Below are 19,070 nucleotides of genomic sequence, written 5' to 3'. Positions count from 1 at the left end.
TGCCCCGCGCGACGTCAGTCCGCGACGGTCTGTTCCGGCGCCTCGCGCTTCACCGCTTCCGGGCTGACCTTCTCGATCGTGTGGCGCAGTTCGCGGCCGAGGATGGTCTTGGCGTCCTTGGCCCAGTTGTCCAGGCGCTGGTCGAACAGCAGCTTGCTGTTCTCGTCGGGCCACACCAGTTTCAGTTCGCGCAGTTTCTGGATGAAGCCGCGGAACAGGGTCTTGTCGAAGAACTCGGGCGCGGCGGGGGCGTAAAGCAGGCTCAGGCGCTGCGCGGCGAGATGGCAGAGGCTTTCCAGTTCGCCGGCGCCGAGCGTGCCGGGGCCGTTCTTGGCGAGCACCGAGATGGCGATGTAGTAGCGCTCGAACGCCTGCTGCAGCGGATGGCCGAGCGCGCGCAGGCGGAACACTTCGTCGGACTGCCCGGCGTTGCGCGCGAGGATGCCGCCGTCGTCGTCGCCGACCTGTTGCAGCAGGCCTTCGCGGATGAAGACGGCGATGGTGCGCTCGACCTGTTCGGCGAAGCCTTCCTCGTCCCAGGGCAGGAACAGTTCGGCCTGCACGAACGGATACAGCGAGCGGCCGATGCGCAGCAGCGTGTTGCGGCTCATCCGGCGGTTGTGCTGGAAGCAGCAGGCGATCCACGCGGTCGCGGTGAACAGGTGCAGCACGTTGTTCCGGAAATAGCTCAGCAGCACCGCAGTGTCGCCGTCGACGTGCAGCACGTCGCCCAGCGGGTGCGCGGTGCGCGAGAGCACGCCGATTTCCTCGCCATGCGCGACGATCTGCTCGGGCGGATGCGGGGTGACGGTGACACGGTCGGAATAGGGCACTTCGGCCAGCAGCGTCTTCGACAGCGCGATCTGCGCCAGCAGGTCGGCTTCGCCCATCGAGTGCTTGGGCGTGGACAGCAGGGCGAGCGCGAGCAGGTTGATCGGATTGACGTCGGCGGCGCGGTTGACGTTGACCTGGATGCGGTCGGCCAGGGTGTCGACGGTGTTGTTGAGCCACACCGGCTTTTCCTCGTCACCGACCGGCCGGCCGTCCCACTCCGCGGCCAGTTCGCCGAGCACATCGCCCAGGCGGATCGGCTCGCCGAAGTTCACCACCACCTGGCCGTAGTTCTCGCTCAGCACCTTGGGGATGCCGGTGAGCACCTGCCAGATCGATTCCTTTTCCTTCGGCTTGCCGCTGAGCTCGTCCAGGTAGCTGCGGCCTTCCATGATCTTCTCGTAGCCGATGTACACCGGCTGGAACAGCACCGGGCGCGTGGGCTGGCGCAGGTAGGCGCGGATGGTCATCGCCAGCGAACCGCCCTTGGGCGGCAGCAGGCGACCGGTGCGCGAGCGCCCGCCCTCGATGAAGTATTCGATCGAATAGCCGCCGGCGACCAGCTGCGCCATGTACTCGCGGAACACCGCCGAATACAGCGCGTTGCCGCGGAAGCTGCGCCGGGCGAAGAACGCGCCGCCCTTGCGCAGCAGGGTGCCGATCACCGGCAGGTTGAGGTTGATGCCGGCGAAGATGTGCGGCGGCACCACGCCGTGGGTGTACAGCAGGTAGCTCAGCAGCAGGTAGTCCATGTGGCTGCGGTGGCTGGGCACGTAGATCACTTCGTGTCCCGGCGCGTCCTGCTTGAGCTTGTCCAGGTGGTGCACCAGCACGCCGCGGTAGATGCGGTTCCACACCGTGGTGAGCATGAACGAGGCCGAGCGCACCACCGGATGCGAATAGTCGGCGGCGATCTCGTAGGCGTAGGCCTGCGCCTTCTTCCAGGCGTCTTCCTGTTTGCTGTTCTCGCGGCGCGCGGTGTCCGCGATCGCTTGCTTCACCTGTTCGGCGGACAGCACCTTGTCGATCAGCAGGCGGCGCGTCGACAGGTCCGGCCCGATCACCGCCTCGCGGATGCGGTTGAAGTGGGTGCGCAGCACGCGCGAGAGCTTGCGCACGATGCGCTCGGGCGGCAGGTCCTCGGACACCACCTCGCGCACCGACACCGATGGCGCGAACTGCACCACGGTGTCGCGGCCGTTGAGCAGGATCGACAGCAGCCGGCGGAAGCGGCCGACGATGGTCCAGTTCTCGGAGAACAGCACCGAGAACCAGCCGTTGTTCCGTGCCGGCGCGCGGCCGACGAAGATCGACACCGGCACCAGGCGCACGTCCATGCCGACGTCGGCACGGTGGGCGTCGAGCAGGTGCGCCAGGGCCTCGGAATGGCGGCGGGCGCGACGCGGCGGCTTGCCGGTGGCGAGGTCGGCGGCGAAATCGGCGGCCAGGCCGAGCGCGCTGCCGGCATTGCGCCGCGACAGCGCGACGTAGGCGCGCTTGCGCTTGAGCGGATCGCCGGGCAGCGGGCGCAGGGCCGAGGGCAGGCCCAGTTCGCGGCAGGTGCGTTCCAGAATCAGGGCATTGGACAGCCCGTAGTCCTCCAGCACGTAGCAGACCGGGCGCGGGTCGCTGCGCAGGTCGTCGGGCAGGGCTTCGATGCGCAGCTCGATCCACGGATCGATCAGGCGACCCATCAGCGCGGCCCACCAGGGGCGGCGGCCGCTGCCGTGGACCGGCGCGGCGGGCGCCTCGTCCGGGGCGGGCGGCGGGTCGCCGGCGGGCGCCGGGTCTGCGGTGCGCAAGGGCTCGGCGGCGTGCACGGGCGCGCCCTCGGCCGGGTCGGCCTTGGGCGGGATGGATTCGAAAGGCGTGGGCTGGTCGGGTGATGTCGGCATGATCGCCGTCATTATGACGAAGGGGGCCGGCGCCGGGTGCGGCCGGAGGTCATGCCGGGCTCAGGCCGGCGGTGGCGCGGGCGCGGTGGCGGCCGGGGGCGTCGTGCTCTGCGGACCGGTGGCGGGTCCGGGGACGACGGCAGGCGGTCGCTGTGCCGCGGCGGCGGCGCGCGCGTGGCGGACGAAATCGCTGAGGTACCAGTGGCCGTCGATGCGTTCCACGGCCACGGTGGTGTCGATGGTCTTGCCGGCCAGGGGGTAGCGCATCCGCACCCAGGCACGGTCGCCGTCGCGTTCGACCAGGGTCGCCTGCATCCCGCCGAAACTCTCGTCCAGGTCCAGGTCGTAGCTGCGCAGGGTGTCCTTCAGCGCGGCCCACATCGGCCCCAGCCGGCGCAGGCTCTCGTCCATGCCCGCCTCGCGGAAGGCGGCCTCGGAGGTCAGGTGGGTGCGCCGTGCCGCCAGGCCCAGCCGGGCGATCGTCGCGCGCGCGCGTTTGGGGTCGCCCAGCCGCGCCCGTTCGCCCCAGGCGCTGAACGCCGCGACCAACTGCACGGCGTGGTGGCGCTCGTCGGGGGTCAGGCTGCGGTCGCTTTCGAGGTACTTCACGCCGAACAGGCCCAGCGAGCGCGCCGCCGAGCGGATCTCGCCGTGGGCGTTGGCGAACTGCCGGTCGAAGTCGCGCTGCAGGCGTTTCTCGGCCCCGGGTTCGGACAGCGTGGCCAGCATGCCCGGGATGCGGTGGTCGAAGGGCAGTTCCTCCAGCGGCCAGCGCGTGTGCCCGTTGCGCCAGGCCTCGGCCATGGCCGGATGCAGGCCCGGCGGGATGGCGTCGCGGGCGAAGCCGACCAGGTCGTTGTCGCGCAGGCGGCCGGCCAGGACCAGCACCGACTGCTCGGGGGCGCTGGCGGCGCCGGGCGGCGGCGCCTCTTCGCTGCAGCCGGCCAAGCCCAGCAGCCCTGCCATGAGGAGGGCGGCCATCAGGGCGGGCAGGGCAAGGGGACGGCGGCGGCGGACGGCGACAGGCATGAACGGGCATCTTGGCCGGGGCGGCGGGCCGCCACAAGCGACCGGCAAGAAAAAGGAGACCGGCGTCGGTCTCCTCTGGAAAGATCCGGCACGGGGCCGGAGGACATCGGTTGTGGTCTGGGGTGGTGGTATGGTCCGGCGAACCGGATGCGGATCAGGCTACCTGCGTCCCGGATCGCATGCAATACATCAACTGTGCGCATGCAAGGCCTTGATGGGCTTGGGTGCCGGTGTTCCTGCCGCCGGCAGCCGGGCCCGCTCAGGGGCTCGCCACGTCCATCGCCTTGCGCTTGGTGTCGCGCCGCACCTCGCGCGGTTCGCGCCAGTTGTTGTTGAACAGCGCCGGCTCCCACGAGCCATAGGTCGGGTTGGGCAGCATCCACCAGCGCTCGCCGAACCAGCCACGGTGCCGGGCCTGCAGCTCGGCGCGGGCTTCCGGGGTGTTGGCGAGGATCTGCGCGAAGTCGCCGAGCTGGTCGCCGAACTGCATCAGCACGCGATAGCTGCGCCCGGCGAACTGGCGGCGGCAGAGCTTTTCCGAGCCTTCCTGCTCGCAGTCCGGCACGTGGGTGCCCAGGCCAAGGAAGACGCTGTCGTCCTTCACCGGCAGGCCGACCGCGCGCAGGTTCGCCAGGGTCGGTTCGATCAGGTGCTCGGCGCGGTTGGAGATGTAGATGACGGTGATGCCCTTCGCCTGCGCGGCGCGGGCGAACTCGACCACGCCCGGCACCGGCTTCGCGCGCTGCTCGCGCACCCAGGCATCCCAAGTCACCTCGTTGTACTCGGTGCCGTCGCGGACCAGGCGCGCCTGGTAAGGCGAGTTGTCCAGCACGGTCTCGTCGATGTCCATCACCACCGCCGGCGGCAGGCCGCGCGCGGCATTGGCGCGTTCCTCCGGTACCAGCGCGTCCCACGACGGGTCCTTCAGCGCCGCGTCCAGGCGCGCGGTCGCGGCGCGGTAGACGGTCTCGGCGGCGGCCTGGTACTCGGCCGAGCGTTGCACCCACAGCACCGCGTTGAGGTTGTCGTCGGCGGGCACCGTGGCGGCGGCCACGGGCGGCGCAGCCGGGGGCGGCGTTTCGGAAGCGACCGGCGTCGACCTGCAGGCGCCGAGCGCGAATGTCGCAATGAACAGGGCGGTGAAGGCGTACGGACGGCGCATGCGGACTCCAGGAAGCGGAAACGTTGAGGTTCGAGTGTAGCGGAGAGCCTACGCGTGGCCTGTTACAGCGCGCCCGCGATCAGCCCGATCGCGAACACGAACAGCGTGGCCGCGACCACGCGCTGCAGGCCGCGCAGGGTGGTCTTCTTCAGAAGCCGGTTGCCCAGCCAGGCGCCGGCGAAGGCGGCGAGCACGGCGCAGCCGAGCAGGACATGGTCCAGCGTGCCGAACACCCGGGCCAGCGTGCCGCCGTAGACCGTCAGCCGCGACACGTCGATCAGGCAGGCGATCGCCGAACCGGTGGCGACGAAGGCCTGCTTCTCCAGGCCGCTGCGCGACAGGAAGGCGCTGCGCAGCGCGCCCTGCATGCCGGCGAGGCCGCCGAAGAAGCCGCTGAGCGCGCCGCCGAGCGGCTGCCATCGGTTGTCGAATTCCAGGTCGCGTAGCGCCGGCACGATCTCGAACAGCGCGAACACCACCAGCAGCAGGCCGATGACCAGCTTGATCGGGGTGATCGCGAAATCGTGGCCGAATGCGGTGTACGCATGCAGCACGGGCAGCGTGCCGAGCAACGACAGCACCCAGGCGCCCAGCGCTGCGGCGAGCAGCGCGGGCAGGCCGAAGCGCAGCAGCACCGCGCGGTCGATGTGCCGATGGAGCAGCGCCAGCTTGAACAGGCCGTTGAGCAGGTGGACCACCGCCGTCGCCGCGACCGCCTGCTCGATCGGCATGAACAGCGCGAACGCCGGCAGCAGCAGGGTGCCGAGGCCGAAGCCGGAGAAGAAGGTCAGCGTCGAGGCGAGCAGCGCGACCAGGCAGACGACCAGGATCTCCACGTCAGTCCCCCAGCAGCGCCTTGATCGCGGCAAAACCCGCACTCGCCCGCTCCTGCTTGCGCACCGCGTCGGCCTGCGGATCGGCGCCGTCGCGCTGCAGCTCGGCTTCCGGCAGTTCGTCGAGGAAGCGGCTGGGCGACAGGCGCAGCCGCGTGCCCCAGCGCTGCGCTTCGCGCGAGTACGACAGCCACAGCTGTTCCTTGGCGCGGGTGATGCCGACGTAGAGCAGGCGGCGTTCCTCGTCCAGGCGGCCCTCCTCGATGCTCGCTTCGTGCGGCAGCATGCCGTCCTCCATGCCGACGATGAAGACGAAGCGGAATTCCAGGCCCTTCGCGGCGTGCAGGCTCATCAGCCGCACCTGGTTGCCCGGTTCGCCCTTGTCGGCGTGGCTCAGCAGCGCCAGCGACGCGGCCAGCTCGCCCGGTCCCGCGCCGCCGCGCGCGCCGTCGAACCAGTCGGCCAGTTCGTCGAGGTTGCGCCGGCGCAGCGCGTACATCTCCTCGTTCTTGCACTGCGCGCGCACCGCGGCGAGCAGGCCGGAACGCTCGTTGAGCTGCTTGACCAGTTCGGCCGGCGTGAGCCGGTGCGATTCGCTGCGCAGGCTGCGCAGGATGTCGACGAAGCCGCTCAGCGCATTGGCCGCGCGCGGCTGCAGCTGCTTCAGCACGCTCATCGATTCGGCGGCGCGCGCCATCGGCATGCCCGCGTGCTGGGCCAGCTCCGCCAGCTTCGCCAGCGTGGTCGCGCCGACCTCGCGCTTGGGCGACTGCACCGCGCGCAGGAAGGCCGCGTCGTCCTCGGGATTGGCGATCAGGCGCAGCCAGGCCAGCGCGTCCTTCACTTCGCCGCGATCGAGGAATGCGGTGCCGCCGCTCAGGTGATAGGGCACGCGCAGCAGCTGCATCGCCTTTTCCAGCGGGCGCGACTGGTGGTTGCCGCGGAACAGGATGCAGAACTCGCCCCACTCGGCCTTGCGCGACTGGGCGATGAAATGGATCTCCGACGCGATGCGCTCGGCCTCGTGCTCGCCGTCGCGGCATTCGAGGATGCGGATCCGCTCGCCGTCGGCCTGCTGGCTCCACAGCGTCTTCAGGTGCTCGTGCGGATTGTTCGCGATCAGCGCGTTGGCGGTGCGCAGCACGCGGTTGCTGCAGCGGTAGTTCTGTTCCAGCTTGACGATGCGCAGCGAGGGATAGTCCTTGCCCAGCTGCGACAGGTTCTCCGGGTTGGCGCCACGCCAGGCGTAGATGCTCTGGTCGTCGTCGCCCACGCAGGTGAAGTGGCCCTGCTCGCCGGCCAGCGCCTTGAGCAGCCGGTACTGCGCGTCGTTGGTGTCCTGGCATTCGTCGACCAGCAGGTAGCCGATGCGTTCGCGCCAGCCCAGGCGGCATTCCTCGTCGCGTTCGAGCAGCTCCACCGGCAGGCGGATCAGGTCGTCGAAATCCACCGCGTTGAAGGTGTTCAGGCGCTGCTGGTACTTCACGTACAGCTGCGCCGCCTGCAGCTCGCGCGGGCTCTGCGCCAGCGCGAGCGCTTCCTCGGGCGACAGCCCCGCGTTCTTCGCGCGCGACACCAGGCCCTGCATCGCCTGCACCACGTCGGGCTTCGCGCCCGCCAGCAGGTCCTTCATCTGCGCGGCCACGTCGTCGGTGTCGAACACCGAGAAGCCGCGCTTGAGGCCGACGCGCGCATGTTCGATCTGCAGCAGGCGCAGGCCCAGCGCGTGGAAGGTGCAGACGGTCAGGCCCTCGGCCGCGCCGCCCTTGATGCGCTTGGCCACGCGCTCGCGCATTTCCTTCGCCGACTTGTTGGTGAAGGTGATCGCGGCGATGCGCTTGGCCGGATAGCGATTGGTCTGGATCAGGTGCGCGATCTTCTCGACGATCACGCGGGTCTTGCCGCTGCCGGCGCCGGCCAGTACCAGCAGCGGGCCCTCGGTGTGGAGGACCGCTTCGCGTTGTGGGAGATTCAGACCGTGCATGGACAAACCGTGGGGAAATGACTGTGAAGAACAGACCGGGAACAAACAGGCCGTGAAGCACAGGCCGTGGATGAACCGTCGGGCATGACGGAAGTCATGTAGGTCGTCAGTTTACCCGTTCGCCCGCGACCGATCGGCTACCGTATGCATCCAGTCGACCATGCTCCGTCCATCGAAGCCTTGGTGCCGTCCGCACAGGGGCATCGACCCGTGATGCATGTTTCGCCCCCCGCTCTCCCTCTCCCGAATCGGCTCCCCATGATCCGCCATCGCCTGCTCTGCGCCGCCCTCCTGTCCACGCTGTCCCTGGCTGCGCCGGCCTTCGCCGCGCAGAACGTGGTGCCGCCGGAGCCGACCGAGGACCCGATGCTGATCACCGCCGGCTTCCTCGACCACCACCAGGACATGAAGTACCGGCTGCTGGGGCTGGAGGCCTACAACGCGAAGCGCTACGACGACGCGATGCGCTTCTTCCGCCGCGCCAGCTTCTTCGCCGACAAGCCCTCGCAGGGCATGGTCGCGGAGATGTACTGGAACGGCGAAGGCGTGGCCCGCGATCCCGCCCTGGCCTACGCCTGGATGGACCTCGCCGCCGAGCGCAACTACGTCGGTTTCATCGCCCTGCGCGAACGCTACTGGAAGGAACTGTCCGCCGCCGAGCGCGAGCGTGCCGTGCAGGAAGGCCAGGCGATCTACGCGAAGTTCGGCGATGCCGCCGCCAAGCCGCGCTACGAGTTCCAGCTGCGCGTCGGCAGGCGCGAGATGACCGGCAGCCGCACCGGCTTCAACCGCGGCGTGCAGATCGAGATCCCCGGCCCTTCCGGTTCGCAGATGATCGAAGGCTCGAAGTTCTACGACGAGCGCTACTGGGACGCGAAGAAGTACTGGGCCTGGCAGGACCGCGTCTGGCGCAACCCCAACGGCGTGCGCATCACCATCGGCGAGATCGAGCAGATTCCGGGCCAGGCGCAGGGCAAGGGCAAGCCGAACTCGCGCATCCCCGAGACCGCGCCGGACACCGCTGCCCAGGCGCCCGAAGTGCCCGAGCCGCCGAAGCCGCCGGCACCGGCCAGCCCCTGACGGCGGGGCCCTGACCGCAGGGTCCTGCCTGCGGTGCATGTCCGCTTTGCCCGCCACACCGCGACAGAAATGGATGGTGTGGTGAAGGTACCGCCGCGTTCCGGGATGGCCTCGGACCGGGCGCGGCGGTACCGTCCCTTCCTGCCGGTCTCGATGGCTTGTTGATGCCCTGTGACGGGTGGAATACTGCCTCGGCACGGAGGCGCGGATCGCGCGCGGGAGGCGCTGCTGATCGGGGCATTCACGGGGCTCGCAGGGGCGCACATGCAATCGAACACCAGGATCCTGTCTCTGGCGCTGGGCGCCTGTCTCGCGCTGTCGGCCGCCGACGCCGCCGCGCTCAAGCCGCGGGTGAAGATCGACGCCGCCGAGGCGGCGGTGTCGTCCGATGTCGACGCCGACATCCGCAAGCGCTTCGACGACCTGTTTCCCGGCAGCGAGAACCTGCTCAACTATCGCTATCGACTGTATGGCCACCTCGCCGCCGCCGAGCGCCGCTGGCCCAATGCCGCCGACGATTTCCGCGTCGCGGCCAGCTATGCCGACAAATACTCCCAGCACCGCCTGAGCCTGCTGTACTGGCACGGCGTCGGGGTCGAAAAGGACCGCGTGCAGGCCTACCTGTGGGCCGACCTCGCCGCCGAGCGCGGCTATACCGAATTCCTCGCGGTGCGCGAGCGCATGTGGCGCCAGCTCGACGAAGCCGAGCGCGCCGCCGCCGTCGAACGCGGCCCCGCACTGTACGAACACTATGGCGACCCGGCCGCGAAGCAGCGCCAGAAGTATCAATGGCTGCTCGGCCAGGCCACCAGCCTGCTGCGCCGCGAGCGTCTGGCCGTGGTCGATTTCGAGGACTACTGGCAGAAGGTCGACGCGCCCTGGGTGCCGCCGAAGAACGCCACGGTGACGATCGGCGAGATCGAGGAGATCGACGGGCCGAAGCGCAAGTCCTCGCGCAAGCGCCGCGCCGAGCCCGAGCCGGTGCCCGAACTGCCGCCGGAATTGCCGCCCGGACCACGCCCGGAACCGTCGCCGAACCCTTCCCCTGAGCCGATGCGGCCGTGAATGTCCGCTGCCCGACCCCGGCCGCGAAACGGAAGGAGCGCGACCCAGCGCAAGCAGCATAAGGAGATGAGTGCCATGCCAGTGTCCACATCGATCAGATTGCGTCTGTGCGTTGCGCTGCTCGCCGCGGTGTCCACGCTGTCCCATGCGCGGGCACAGGACCCGGTGGTGAGGCTGGGCCACTTCAGCCAGACCCAGATCGACCACCAGCTGTATCTCGCGGCCGGCCATCCGAACGAGCAGTGGCGTTACCAGGGGCTCCGCCAGCATCTCGCCGGCCGCGACGCCCAGGCCGTCCTGCATTTCGAACGTGCCGCCGGCTACGCCGACAAGATTTCCCAGCACTACCTCAGCCTGCTGTACTGGTATGGCCAGGGCGTGCCCCAGGATCGCGTGCTGGCTTACATCTGGAGCGATCTGGCTGCCGAGCGCGGACACCGCAACCTGCTGCGCATCCGCGAGAAGATGTGGCTCGAACTCACCGAAGCGCAGCGTGCGCAGGTGATCCAGCGTGGCGAAGGCATGCATCGCCAGTACGCCGATGCGTTCACCAGGATCCGCACCGAACGCGCGCTGTTCCGCTTCGCCACCCAGATGACCGGCAGCAAGGCGGGCTTCGACGGCCATAATCTGACGGTCCAGTTCGGGCCTTCGGCGCTGCAGGGCACGTCGACCGAAGGCGGGATCACCGGCCTTGCGATGTACGGCGACGAACGCACCGATCGCCGCGTCTACTGGCAGGCGCAGGACCGCATGCTGGAAGGGCCACTCCGCGCCACGGTCACCATCGGGCCGCTGGAGCCTCACGACAGGACGCTCTGAGCGGTTCCCGCCCGGGCCGTCCATGCATCGCCATGGCGGCCCGCGACCCGGCGGCTATACTGCCGCGATGGCGAAACTGTACTTCTACTACTCGGCGATGAACGCCGGGAAGACCACCACGCTGCTGCAGTCGGCGCACAACTATCGCGAGCGCGGCATGCGCGTGCTGATCCTCACGCCGAAGCTCGATTTCCGTGGCGGATCCGGTACGGTCGCCTCGCGGATCGGCCTGAGCGCGCAGGGCGTGTCCTTCGAGCGCGACAGCGATCTCGACGCCCTGGTGCATGCCGACATCGCCGCGCGCGGCAAGCTCGACTGCGTGCTGGTCGACGAGGCGCAGTTCCTCACCCGGTCCCAGGTCTGGCAGCTGAGCGAGGTCGTCGACCGCCTGCGCATCCCGGTGTTGTGCTACGGGCTGCGCACCGATTTCCGCGGCGAACTGTTCGAGGGCAGCCAGTACCTGCTGGCCTGGGCCGACGAGCTGACCGAGATCAAGACCATCTGCCACAGCGGCAAGAAGGCGACGATGACCGTGCGCGTCGACGAGCAGGGACTGGCCGTGCAGGACGGCCCGCAAGTTGAGATCGGTGGCAACGAGCGCTACGTGTCGGTCAGCCGCGCCGAGTTCAAGAAGGTGATGCGCGGCGAAGGCCGGATCGATCCGCTGCAGCAGCCGTTGCCGCTGGAGTGATTCCCTGGAGCGGTGCCCGCCGGCATGGCCTGGCGGGCATCAGTCCGCTGGCAGCGCCGGGAAGTCGGCCCGGGCCTCGTCGAAGAACGTCAGGTTGATCCCGTCCAGCAGTGCGCCCGGCGTCACCGTGACCGTCTTCGGCAGTTCGGGGCAGGGTGCGCGGATGCATTGCACCTGCTGCACATGGCCGCCGCTGCGGTACATCCCGGTTCCGACCTCCGCGAACACCTGGTAATCGCCCGGCGGCAGGCCGTCGATGCGATACGTGTCGGCGGCGGCGCGACTGTCGATGCAGCGATGCGGTTCGCGACCCGGTCGCGTCGACAGCGCGCAGATGCGCATCGCGGGCACCGCGTGCGCGGGATGGTTGATCACCCCTGCGATGCTGCCCGGGGCGGCCTGCGGTCCGCCTGCGGCGATGGCGCAGCCGGCCAGTGCCAGCGCGAATGCGGCGGCCAGGGTTCGCATCGGATTCGATCGCACGATCATCGGGACTCTCCTCTCATCGGCAGCGCTGCCGTTCGCGTTCGAAGGTGCGGGCGACCACGCCGCCTTCCGGCATGGCGATCGAAATCTCGGCGGCCACGGCGTCCAGCCGTTCCCGGCCATCGCCCAGGCCCGGTTCGCGGCAGGCCTGCAGTGCCAGCGCGGCCTCGGCCAGCCAGGCGATCTTGCGCAGCTCCGTATCGGATTTCGGCAGCGCGGCGAGCTCGCGCAACTGGTTGAGCACGGCCGGGGCCGGCGGATCGTCGCGGGCGAGGTCGAACTGCGCCAGCGACAGCTCGGCGCGGCGCGTGTGCGGATGGGTGAGGCCGTGGCCGTTGCGCGTGAGCTGCACCGCCAGGGCCAGGTCCGTGCGTGCGCTCGCATCCTCGCCCAGCGCGGCGCGCACTTCGCCGAGCAGGCGCGCGGTCTCGCCGTTGCGCGGATGGCTCTTGCCCAGCGTGGCCACGCGCAGGCCGTCCACCTGCAGCAGCAGCGGCAGCGCTGCGCGGTCGCGGCCGGCGTCGTGGAGGATCATCGCCTTGTTGAACAGCACGTTCTGGTACAGCGGCGCTTCCGGCTGCCTGCGCAGGACCGCCAGCGCGCGGTCGATGTGCGCCAGCGCGGTCGCGGTGTCGCCGCGCTCCCAGGCGACGATGCCCAGGCTGTTGTCGTTGCGCGCCACGTCCTGGTGCTGGCGGCCCAGGCGTGCGACGAGCAGCCCGTGGCTGTCGCGGAAGGCCTTGTCGGCTTCGGCGTAGCGACCCTGGTCGACGTGGATCGCCGCCAGCTGCCTGCGTGCATCGACCGTCGCCGGGTGCGCCGGGCCGCGCACCTCCAGCGCCAGCGCCAGGGCGTCGTGGCAGTGACGCTCGGCCACCGCCAGCTGGCCTGCGATGCGTTCCAGTTCGCACAGCCGCTTCTGCAGCTCGATGCCCAGCGGGTGCCGCGCGTCCCCGCCGGCCTGCATCTGCGCCAGGGCATCGCGATATGCCTGCAATGCCCCCGGGATATTGCTGGCATCGCGCTCCAGGTCGCCGAGGTCGATCCGGTTCTCGACGACGCCGATCGCGCCGATGGACTCATCCAGGCTGTTGCGACGCACTTCCAGCGAACGCTGGAACAGCAGGCGCGCCGCCTTCGTGTTGCGCAACTGGCGATAACAGCGGCCGAGCACCGAATAGAACTCGGTCGCCTGGATCGGCAGCGCGCGCTGCAGCCTGCGCGCGGTGTCCTCCATCGGCGACATCCGCGATGCGCACTCCTCCGGCCGGTCGAGCAGGCGCAGGGTATTGCCGTAATCCGATGCCGAGGACAGGCGCAGGCTGTCGGGCACATCGTCGAGACCGGACAGGATCGCGTCCTGGGTCTTCAGCAGCGCTTCCGCTTCGCGGTAGTCGCCCAGGCCGATGCGCAGGCGCGCGATCACGCCGAGCAGTTCGGCGCGATCCAGCGGCTGCGGCAGCAGCTCGCGGTTGGCGCGCTGTTCGCCCGCCTGCAGCAGCTTGCGCACGTCCAGCGGCCCGGGCGCGCCGCCGCCGGCCTGCTCGAACAGCCCGGTCACGAATTTCTGCAGCGCCTGCGCGCGGCTGGCCTCGCGCAGCGCCTGCCGCGCCTGCCAGCTCACCAGCACCATGGCGGACGCCATCACCACGACCACCAGCGCCGCCGTCGCCAGCACCCAGCGATGGCGATGCACGAACTTGTGCGTGCGATAGGCCACGCTCTGCGGGCGCGCCAGCACCGGCTTGCCTTCGAGGTAGCGATGCAGGTCCAGCGCCATCGCCTCGACCGAGGCGTAGCGATGCTCGGCGCGCTTGGACAGCGCCTTGAGCACGATGTTGTCCAGGTCGCCGGCGATCTCCTTCGCGCGGCGCTTGAGCGCCGGCATCCGCGATGGGTCGCTGTCGGCCTCGCGCAGCAGCGTCGCCGACGGCTTCAGCGGATCGGCGAGCAGGATCGCCTCCTCCCATTCCGCGTCGGTCTGGCGCTTGAGCCGATAGGGCTTGGTCTCGGCGAGCAGTTCGTACAGCACCACGCCCAGCGAATACACGTCGGTCATCGTGGTGACCGGTTCGCCGCGGATCTGTTCGGGCGCGGCGTAGTGCAGGGTGAAGGCGCGCACCTCGGTGCGGGTGTGGTCGCGACCTGGTTCCGAGCCGTCGAGCAGCTTGGCGATGCCGAAATCGAGCAGGCGCACCTCGTCCAGCGGCGTCACCAGGATGTTCGACGGCTTGAGGTCGCGATGCACGATCAGGTTGGCGTGCGCGTGGCTCACCGCTTCGCAGACCTGCAGGAACAGCTTGATCCGCGCCTCGATGCCGAGGTCGCGGCCGCGGCACCAGTCGGTGATCGCTTCGCCTTCGACGTATTCCAGCGCCAGGTAGGGCTGGTTGTCGGTGCTGATCCCGGCGTCGAGCAGGCGCGCGATGTGCGGATGCCCCAGGCGGGCGAGGATCTGCCGCTCGCGGGTGAAGCGCTGGCGCAGGTTGGGGTCGGCCAGCCCCGGACGCAGCAGCTTGAGCGCGACGCGGCGCTGGTACAGGCCGTCGGCGCGGCGCGCCAGCCAGACCTGGCCCATGCCGCCTTCGCCGAGCAGGCGGTCGAGCTTGTACGGGCCGATCAGGCTGTCGGGTTTGGCCATCGGCGGCGGGGCCACCAATGGCTCGGCGAGGAAGTCCGCGTTGTCCTCTTCCAGCGCCAGCAGGGCCTCGACCTCGGCCGCCAGCGCCGGGTCTTCCTCGCGCAGCGCATCGAGCCGCGCCTGGCGGGCGTCGCCATCGAGTTCGATCAGCGCATCGAGCAGCGGCGAAAGGCGCTGCCAGCGTTCGGCATCCATCGGTGGGGCGTCGGGGCCTGGGTGGGCTCATCCTCGCACGGGCTGCAGCGCCGCGCGAAGTGCAGCGCTAGCGTTCGCCGTTCTCGCCGCCCAGCGAGGCGAGCAGGAACAGCCGCGCCTTCTGCCAGTCGCGGCGGATGCTGCGCTCGGAACGCTTCATCAGCTCGGCGATTTCCTGTTCGGACAGGCCCGCGAAATAGCGCAGCTCGACCACCTGGGCCAGCTTGGCGTCCACCGCGGCCAGCTTGGTCAGCGCGGTGTCCAGGCCCAGCATGTCCTCGTCCAGGCGCAGGCCGCCTTCGACGTCGTCCGGCAGCTCGGTCACGCGGTGCAGGTCGCCGCCGCGCTTCTGCGCCAGGCGCTGGCGGGCGTAGTCCACCACCACGCTGCGCATGGCCGAGGCGGCATAGGCGAAGAAATGCGCGCGGTCGTCGAACTGCACGTCGCGACGACCGATCAGCTTGAGATAGGCCTCGTGCACCAGCGCCGTGGCGTCGAGCGTCTGCCCGTACTGCCCCGCGAGCTGGCGCCGGGCCATCGAATGCAGCTCGTTGTAGAGCGTGCCCAGCACGCGGTCCAGGGCGCCGCGGTCGCCGCCGCGGGCGGCATCCAGCCACTGGGTGATTTCGGCGCTTTGTTCGGCGTGATCGCTCATCAACGGGGGACGTGTCTGCTGGATCCGGAAACGACTATACCCCGAATGCCCGTGCGCCCGAACCGGCGCGAATCGCCGCCAACCGGCGCATTTCGCGACGTGGTGACTATTTTTGACAGTGCCCGCACCAGGTGGTGGCCCGCTGGGCCAGCATCGACTGCTTCAGCGCCCGTCCGCAGCGGGGGCAGGGCTCGCCGCCGCGCCCGTAGACCGACAGTTCCTGTTCGAAATAACCGGGCGCCCCGTCGGGGCTGATGAAATCGCGCAGCGTGGTCCCGCCCCGGCGGATCGCGTAATCGAGGATCGTCCGCACCTCGCGCGCAATGGCTGCGTAGCGTTCCCGCGACACCTTGCCCGCCGCGCGCGTCGGCGACACTCCGGCCGCGAACAGCGCCTCGGCCACGTAGATGTTGCCCACGCCGACCACGATCTTCTGGTCCATCAGGAACGCCTTCACCGCGACGTTGCGGCCCCGGCTGCGCTCGAACAGATAGTCGCCATCGAAGTCGTCCGACAGCGGCTCCGGCCCCAGCTCGCGCAGCAGCTCGTGGGTCTCGCCCGGCGCCTGCCACAGCAGGCAGCCGAAGCGGCGCGGATCGTTGAAGCGCAGTACGCGTGCACCGCTGCGGCCCTTGCCCTCGATCAGCATGTCCACGTGATCGTGCGCCCGCACCGGCGTGTCCACCGGCAGCACGCGCATGCTGCCCGACATGCCGAGGTGCCAGATCGCCGTGCCGATCTCCGTGTCCATCAGCAGGTACTTCGCCCGCCGCCGCACCGCCGTGATCGTGCTCGTCGGCAGCAGGTCGGAAATCTCGCGCGGGATCGGCCAGCGCAGGTCCGGCCGACGCAGCGTCACCGACGCGATGCGCCGGCCTTCCAGGTGCGGCGCCAGGCCGCGCCGGGTGGTCTCGACTTCGGGGAGTTCGGGCATGGGGGTGACTGCTGTGGCAGGCCGCGATGATACCGGGCTTCATCCGAGACGAGCGCAGGTGATCGAATGCACCGTGAGGAACCGCTGGATCCGCGCAGGAGCGCGGACATGCCCCGGCGGCGCCCTGCCGGCCCTGCGCTGCACTCGATTCCCAGCGGCGTCCGTTCGAGGGTGCAGTCCCATGCGCAGAAGTTGATCCTGTTTCGCCCCTGATTCCGCTGTAGGAGGCAGGCATGGGCATCGCGCATGCGTCGTCTCGAAACGAGATGTTTCCGGCGCGAGTGGCGGTGATCGTGCCTGCCTATCCACAGGAGAACTCCATGTTGAAGAAGTATCTGGCCGCAGCCGCGCTGCTGCTTGCCGTCCATTTCGTGCCCGGCACCATCGGCGCCAGCCAGGCTGCCCAGATCTGCGTGTTCCAGCCACTTCCGGCCGGACAGGTGATCACGGCCGCCTCCTATTTGTCGTCCTGTCCTGGCGGCAAGGCATACACCATTGCCCTGCCGTACCACGGCATCCAGGTCTGCGCGAATTCCCCGATCCCGAATCCGTATGCCGTCACCGGCACTTCGGGTTCCTCGGCCTGCGGCGGCCTCAACCGCTACACGCTGGCCAAGGCGGACATGTTCAGCAATCTGCTCGTCTGCACGTTCTCCCCGGTGCCTTCCCAATACATCATCACGTCCTTCTATCCGTCCGTCACCTCCTGCGCCGGCAATGGATACTTCATCAAGAAAGCCGTCGACAACGACAATGCCTGCGCCTTTTCGCCGATCCCGAGCGGCTTCGTGATCGATGGGACGTATCGGTCGTCGTCGTGCAACGGCAGCGCCCACCACAACCTCAGGCTGCCGTACGAGGGCATCAGCGTGTGTCCCAATTCGCCGATCGCGCAGGGCTACGTGATCACCGGGACCTTCAACTCGAACAGCTGCTACGGCATGTCGTCCGAGCATGTGCTGCGCAAGCCGTACGACGGCATCGTGGTCTGCGGGTACTCGCCGCTGCCGAGTGGTTTCTATGCGGCTTCACAGGTGCGCGTGTCCAATTGCGGCACAGCGACATACGGCTGGATGCTGCGCAAGTCGTGAATCCCCCCTGCGGCGGCGGAGCGTGCCAGCCCGCCGCCGCAGGTGATGGATGCGCAATCGATGCGCATGTTTTCCGGGTGCGGCGAAAGCCGCGACGGTTGTTTTCGAGTTCGGATCGTTCGGCGTTCCGTGCTCAGCCTTGACCGGGCTTGAAACAGAAATCGATGACTTCCTCCGCGAGCTGCTGGCAATTCTGGTCCGCGCGCAAGCCGTGCTTCTCGCAGAACTGGGACGATGCGCCCATGATCTCCCGGACCTGCCCGATCGTGCCTTCGGCTTCGATGGTAGGGCAGATCGCGATGTTGCGCTCCGCGGTGTCGAGGCAGCCGTTGAGCCAGAACCGGCGGCCGAGCGCGCTGAACGTGCCGCGATCCTTGCGATAGTCCGCAACGGCGCGATCGACGCAGCCGACACTGTCCATCGATTCCCCGGCTTCGCGACCCTCGGCCATCAGCTTCTCGCCGCGATCCACCCAGCCCTCCGCGTTCCGCGCCACGTACCAGACCACGCCGCCGAGGGCGAGCATCATCAGCAGGAAGACCCCGACGATGACGGAGAGGATGATCTTGGTGTTGCGTTGCATGGGCGGGCCCTCGTCGTTCCGTGAAGGTCGAAGTCTATCGCTGCAATCGGGTGTGCCTCGGCGCACCGTTCTTGGTCGGCGTGGCGGTGCGAAAAGCCGATGCGATGCATCGCACCATGTGCGTGCTTCACACCCACCCGTACCGCACGATGTGGAAGAAGATCGGGGCGGCGAAGACGACGGAGTCGAGGCGGTCGAGGATGCCGCCGTGGCCTTCGATCATGTGGCCCCAGTCCTTCACGCCGCGGTCGCGCTTGATCGCGGACATCACCAGGCCGCCGAAGAAGCCCATCAGGCAGATGACGAGCGCGACGAGCGCGGCTTCGACCGGCGTGAACGGCGTGATGCCGTGCAGCGCGGCGCCGAGGGCGGTGGCGCTGGCGACGCCGCCGATCAGGCCTTCCCAGGTCTTCGACGGCGACAGCGAGGGCGCGACCTTGTGCCTGCCCAGCAGCTTGCCCCAGACGTATTGCAGTACGTCGCTGCCCTGGACCACGATCACCAGGAAGGCGATCAGCAGCAGGTTGCGATCCTCGTAGCCCGGGATGGCGAGCGACATCAGCGCCGGGACGTGCGAGAGGCAGAACACGCAGATCATCAGGCCCCACTGCACCTTCGACGCGCGTTCGAGGAAACGCGTGGTGTCGGCCGACAGCGCGGCGAAGATCGGCAGCAGCAGGAAGGCGTAGACCGGGATGAAGATCGCGTACAGGCCGTACCAGTCGATCCACACCAGCGCGTACTGCACCGGCAGGGCGATGAAGAAGGCGAGCATCAGCACGAGGTGGTCGCCGCGCCGCGTGTAGCAGAGGGTGATGTACTCGCGCAGCGCGAAGAACGACAGCAGCGCGAACAGCACGATCACCCCGCCCTTGCCGAACCAGAACGCGGCGGCGAGCACGCCGACCATCCACCACCAGGCACGGATGCGGCTGTTGAGGTTGTCGATGGTCGGATGCGGGCCGTCCGGCGCGAGGCGCAGCTTGAGGATCCAGCCGACGATCGAGGCCACGGTGAGCACGATGACGGCACCGGCGAAGATCGGCAGCGCGTACAGGGTCGGGAAGGGGTTCTGCATGGCGGTCCGGTCGAG

16 protein-coding genes are annotated in these 19,070 nt (G+C 69.1%); 5 read left to right on the top strand and 11 right to left on the bottom strand.

Annotation, left to right across the window (positions count from 1 at the left end):
• Positions 1-14 precede the first annotated feature (14 nt).
• The 5 genes from plsB to ACFQ0E_RS03565 form a co-directional block, all read right to left on the bottom strand.
• Positions 15-2,726, bottom strand: a complete 2,712-nt coding sequence (gene plsB / locus ACFQ0E_RS03585; protein WP_386822324.1) for a glycerol-3-phosphate 1-O-acyltransferase PlsB — start codon at positions 2,724-2,726, stop codon at positions 15-17.
• Between the two features lie 60 nt (positions 2,727-2,786).
• Entirely contained in the window at positions 2,787-3,755 is a 969-nt protein-coding gene (locus ACFQ0E_RS03580; protein ID WP_386822323.1) for a hypothetical protein, read from the bottom strand.
• 259 nt (positions 3,756-4,014) lie between these two features.
• Positions 4,015-4,917 (bottom strand): 5'-nucleotidase, lipoprotein e(P4) family, encoded by a 903-nt coding sequence (locus tag ACFQ0E_RS03575; RefSeq protein WP_386822322.1) that lies wholly within the window; start codon positions 4,915-4,917, stop codon positions 4,015-4,017.
• A gap of 62 nt (positions 4,918-4,979) precedes the next feature.
• Positions 4,980-5,753 (bottom strand): TSUP family transporter, encoded by a 774-nt coding sequence (locus ACFQ0E_RS03570; RefSeq protein ID WP_386822321.1) that lies wholly within the window; start codon positions 5,751-5,753, stop codon positions 4,980-4,982.
• Between the two features lies 1 nt (position 5,754).
• Positions 5,755-7,734, bottom strand: coding sequence for a UvrD-helicase domain-containing protein (locus ACFQ0E_RS03565; protein WP_386822320.1), 1,980 nt, complete (start codon positions 7,732-7,734; stop codon positions 5,755-5,757).
• A gap of 258 nt (positions 7,735-7,992) precedes the next feature.
• On the opposite strand from ACFQ0E_RS03565, the gene ACFQ0E_RS03560 reads away from it, so the two are divergent.
• The 4 genes from ACFQ0E_RS03560 (at position 7,993) to ACFQ0E_RS03545 (ending at position 11,392) form a co-directional block, all read left to right on the top strand.
• Positions 7,993-8,814, top strand: coding sequence for a hypothetical protein (locus ACFQ0E_RS03560; protein WP_386822319.1), 822 nt, complete (start codon positions 7,993-7,995; stop codon positions 8,812-8,814).
• A gap of 264 nt (positions 8,815-9,078) precedes the next feature.
• Positions 9,079-9,879, top strand: coding sequence for a hypothetical protein (locus ACFQ0E_RS03555; RefSeq protein WP_386822318.1), 801 nt, complete (start codon positions 9,079-9,081; stop codon positions 9,877-9,879).
• A 75-nt stretch (positions 9,880-9,954) separates the two neighbouring features.
• Positions 9,955-10,701: a hypothetical protein gene (locus ACFQ0E_RS03550; protein WP_386822317.1), complete on the top strand. Its 747-nt coding sequence runs from the start codon at positions 9,955-9,957 to the stop codon at positions 10,699-10,701.
• Positions 10,702-10,768: 67 nt separating this feature from the next.
• Positions 10,769-11,392 (top strand): thymidine kinase, encoded by a 624-nt coding sequence (locus ACFQ0E_RS03545; RefSeq protein WP_386822316.1) that lies wholly within the window; start codon positions 10,769-10,771, stop codon positions 11,390-11,392.
• 39 nt (positions 11,393-11,431) lie between these two features.
• On the opposite strand, the gene ACFQ0E_RS03540 is transcribed toward ACFQ0E_RS03545, so the two are convergent.
• From ACFQ0E_RS03540 to mutM, 4 genes are all read right to left on the bottom strand, one after another.
• A complete protein-coding gene (locus ACFQ0E_RS03540) occupies positions 11,432-11,881 on the bottom strand; it encodes a hypothetical protein (protein ID WP_386822315.1) in 450 nt (149 codons plus the stop codon).
• Between the two features lie 13 nt (positions 11,882-11,894).
• A complete protein-coding gene (locus ACFQ0E_RS03535; RefSeq protein WP_386822314.1) occupies positions 11,895-14,714 on the bottom strand; it encodes a serine/threonine-protein kinase in 2,820 nt (939 codons plus the stop codon).
• A 67-nt stretch (positions 14,715-14,781) separates the two neighbouring features.
• The gene (locus tag ACFQ0E_RS03530) at positions 14,782-15,369 is read right to left on the bottom strand and encodes an ECF-type sigma factor (RefSeq protein WP_137851715.1); all 588 of its coding nucleotides are present in this window, start codon (positions 15,367-15,369) and stop codon (positions 14,782-14,784) included.
• A 106-nt stretch (positions 15,370-15,475) separates the two neighbouring features.
• Positions 15,476-16,303 carry a bifunctional DNA-formamidopyrimidine glycosylase/DNA-(apurinic or apyrimidinic site) lyase gene (gene mutM, locus ACFQ0E_RS03525; RefSeq protein WP_386822313.1) on the bottom strand — a complete coding sequence of 276 codons (828 nt, stop codon included), beginning with the start codon at positions 16,301-16,303 and terminating at the stop codon, positions 15,476-15,478.
• A 233-nt stretch (positions 16,304-16,536) separates the two neighbouring features.
• On the opposite strand from mutM, the gene ACFQ0E_RS03520 reads away from it, so the two are divergent.
• Complete coding sequence (locus ACFQ0E_RS03520) at positions 16,537-17,394, top strand: hypothetical protein (RefSeq protein ID WP_386822312.1); 858 nt, start codon at positions 16,537-16,539, stop codon at positions 17,392-17,394.
• Between the two features lie 133 nt (positions 17,395-17,527).
• On the opposite strand, the gene ACFQ0E_RS03515 is transcribed toward ACFQ0E_RS03520, so the two are convergent.
• Both ACFQ0E_RS03515 and ACFQ0E_RS03510 read right to left on the bottom strand, forming a co-directional pair.
• The gene (locus ACFQ0E_RS03515) at positions 17,528-17,977 is read right to left on the bottom strand and encodes a hypothetical protein (RefSeq protein WP_386822311.1); all 450 of its coding nucleotides are present in this window, start codon (positions 17,975-17,977) and stop codon (positions 17,528-17,530) included.
• Between the two features lie 127 nt (positions 17,978-18,104).
• Positions 18,105-19,055, bottom strand: coding sequence for a phosphatidate cytidylyltransferase (locus tag ACFQ0E_RS03510; RefSeq protein ID WP_386822310.1), 951 nt, complete (start codon positions 19,053-19,055; stop codon positions 18,105-18,107).
• Positions 19,056-19,070: the final 15 nt, after the last annotated feature.

The sequence above is a fragment of the Lysobacter brunescens genome, assembly GCF_042677005.1.
In the GTDB taxonomy this organism is placed as follows: Bacteria; Pseudomonadota; Gammaproteobacteria; order Xanthomonadales; family Xanthomonadaceae; genus Lysobacter_I; species Lysobacter_I brunescens.
Note: the sequence above shows the minus strand (reverse complement) of the source record. Positions and strands in the feature narration are given on the sequence as shown.

What these genes read in the sequence shown, in the direction of transcription:
- plsB (WP_386822324.1), bottom strand. Translation starts at nt 2,726, where the DNA reads ATGCCGACATCACCCGACCAGCCCACGCCTTTCGAATCCATCCCGCCC.
- ACFQ0E_RS03580 (WP_386822323.1), bottom strand. Translation starts at nt 3,755, where the DNA reads ATGCCTGTCGCCGTCCGCCGCCGCCGTCCCCTTGCCCTGCCCGCCCTG.
- ACFQ0E_RS03575 (WP_386822322.1), bottom strand. Translation starts at nt 4,917, where the DNA reads ATGCGCCGTCCGTACGCCTTCACCGCCCTGTTCATTGCGACATTCGCG.
- ACFQ0E_RS03565 (WP_386822320.1), bottom strand. Translation starts at nt 7,734, where the DNA reads ATGCACGGTCTGAATCTCCCACAACGCGAAGCGGTCCTCCACACCGAG.
- ACFQ0E_RS03560 (WP_386822319.1), top strand. Translation starts at nt 7,993, where the DNA reads ATGATCCGCCATCGCCTGCTCTGCGCCGCCCTCCTGTCCACGCTGTCC.
- ACFQ0E_RS03555 (WP_386822318.1), top strand. Translation starts at nt 9,079, where the DNA reads ATGCAATCGAACACCAGGATCCTGTCTCTGGCGCTGGGCGCCTGTCTC.
- ACFQ0E_RS03550 (WP_386822317.1), top strand. Translation starts at nt 9,955, where the DNA reads ATGCCAGTGTCCACATCGATCAGATTGCGTCTGTGCGTTGCGCTGCTC.
- ACFQ0E_RS03545 (WP_386822316.1), top strand. Translation starts at nt 10,769, where the DNA reads ATGGCGAAACTGTACTTCTACTACTCGGCGATGAACGCCGGGAAGACC.
- ACFQ0E_RS03540 (WP_386822315.1), bottom strand. Translation starts at nt 11,881, where the DNA reads ATGATCGTGCGATCGAATCCGATGCGAACCCTGGCCGCCGCATTCGCG.
- ACFQ0E_RS03535 (WP_386822314.1), bottom strand. Translation starts at nt 14,714, where the DNA reads ATGGATGCCGAACGCTGGCAGCGCCTTTCGCCGCTGCTCGATGCGCTG.
- ACFQ0E_RS03530 (WP_137851715.1), bottom strand. Translation starts at nt 15,369, where the DNA reads ATGAGCGATCACGCCGAACAAAGCGCCGAAATCACCCAGTGGCTGGAT.
- mutM (WP_386822313.1), bottom strand. Translation starts at nt 16,303, where the DNA reads ATGCCCGAACTCCCCGAAGTCGAGACCACCCGGCGCGGCCTGGCGCCG.
- ACFQ0E_RS03520 (WP_386822312.1), top strand. Translation starts at nt 16,537, where the DNA reads ATGGGCATCGCGCATGCGTCGTCTCGAAACGAGATGTTTCCGGCGCGA.
- ACFQ0E_RS03515 (WP_386822311.1), bottom strand. Translation starts at nt 17,977, where the DNA reads ATGCAACGCAACACCAAGATCATCCTCTCCGTCATCGTCGGGGTCTTC.
- ACFQ0E_RS03510 (WP_386822310.1), bottom strand. Translation starts at nt 19,055, where the DNA reads ATGCAGAACCCCTTCCCGACCCTGTACGCGCTGCCGATCTTCGCCGGT.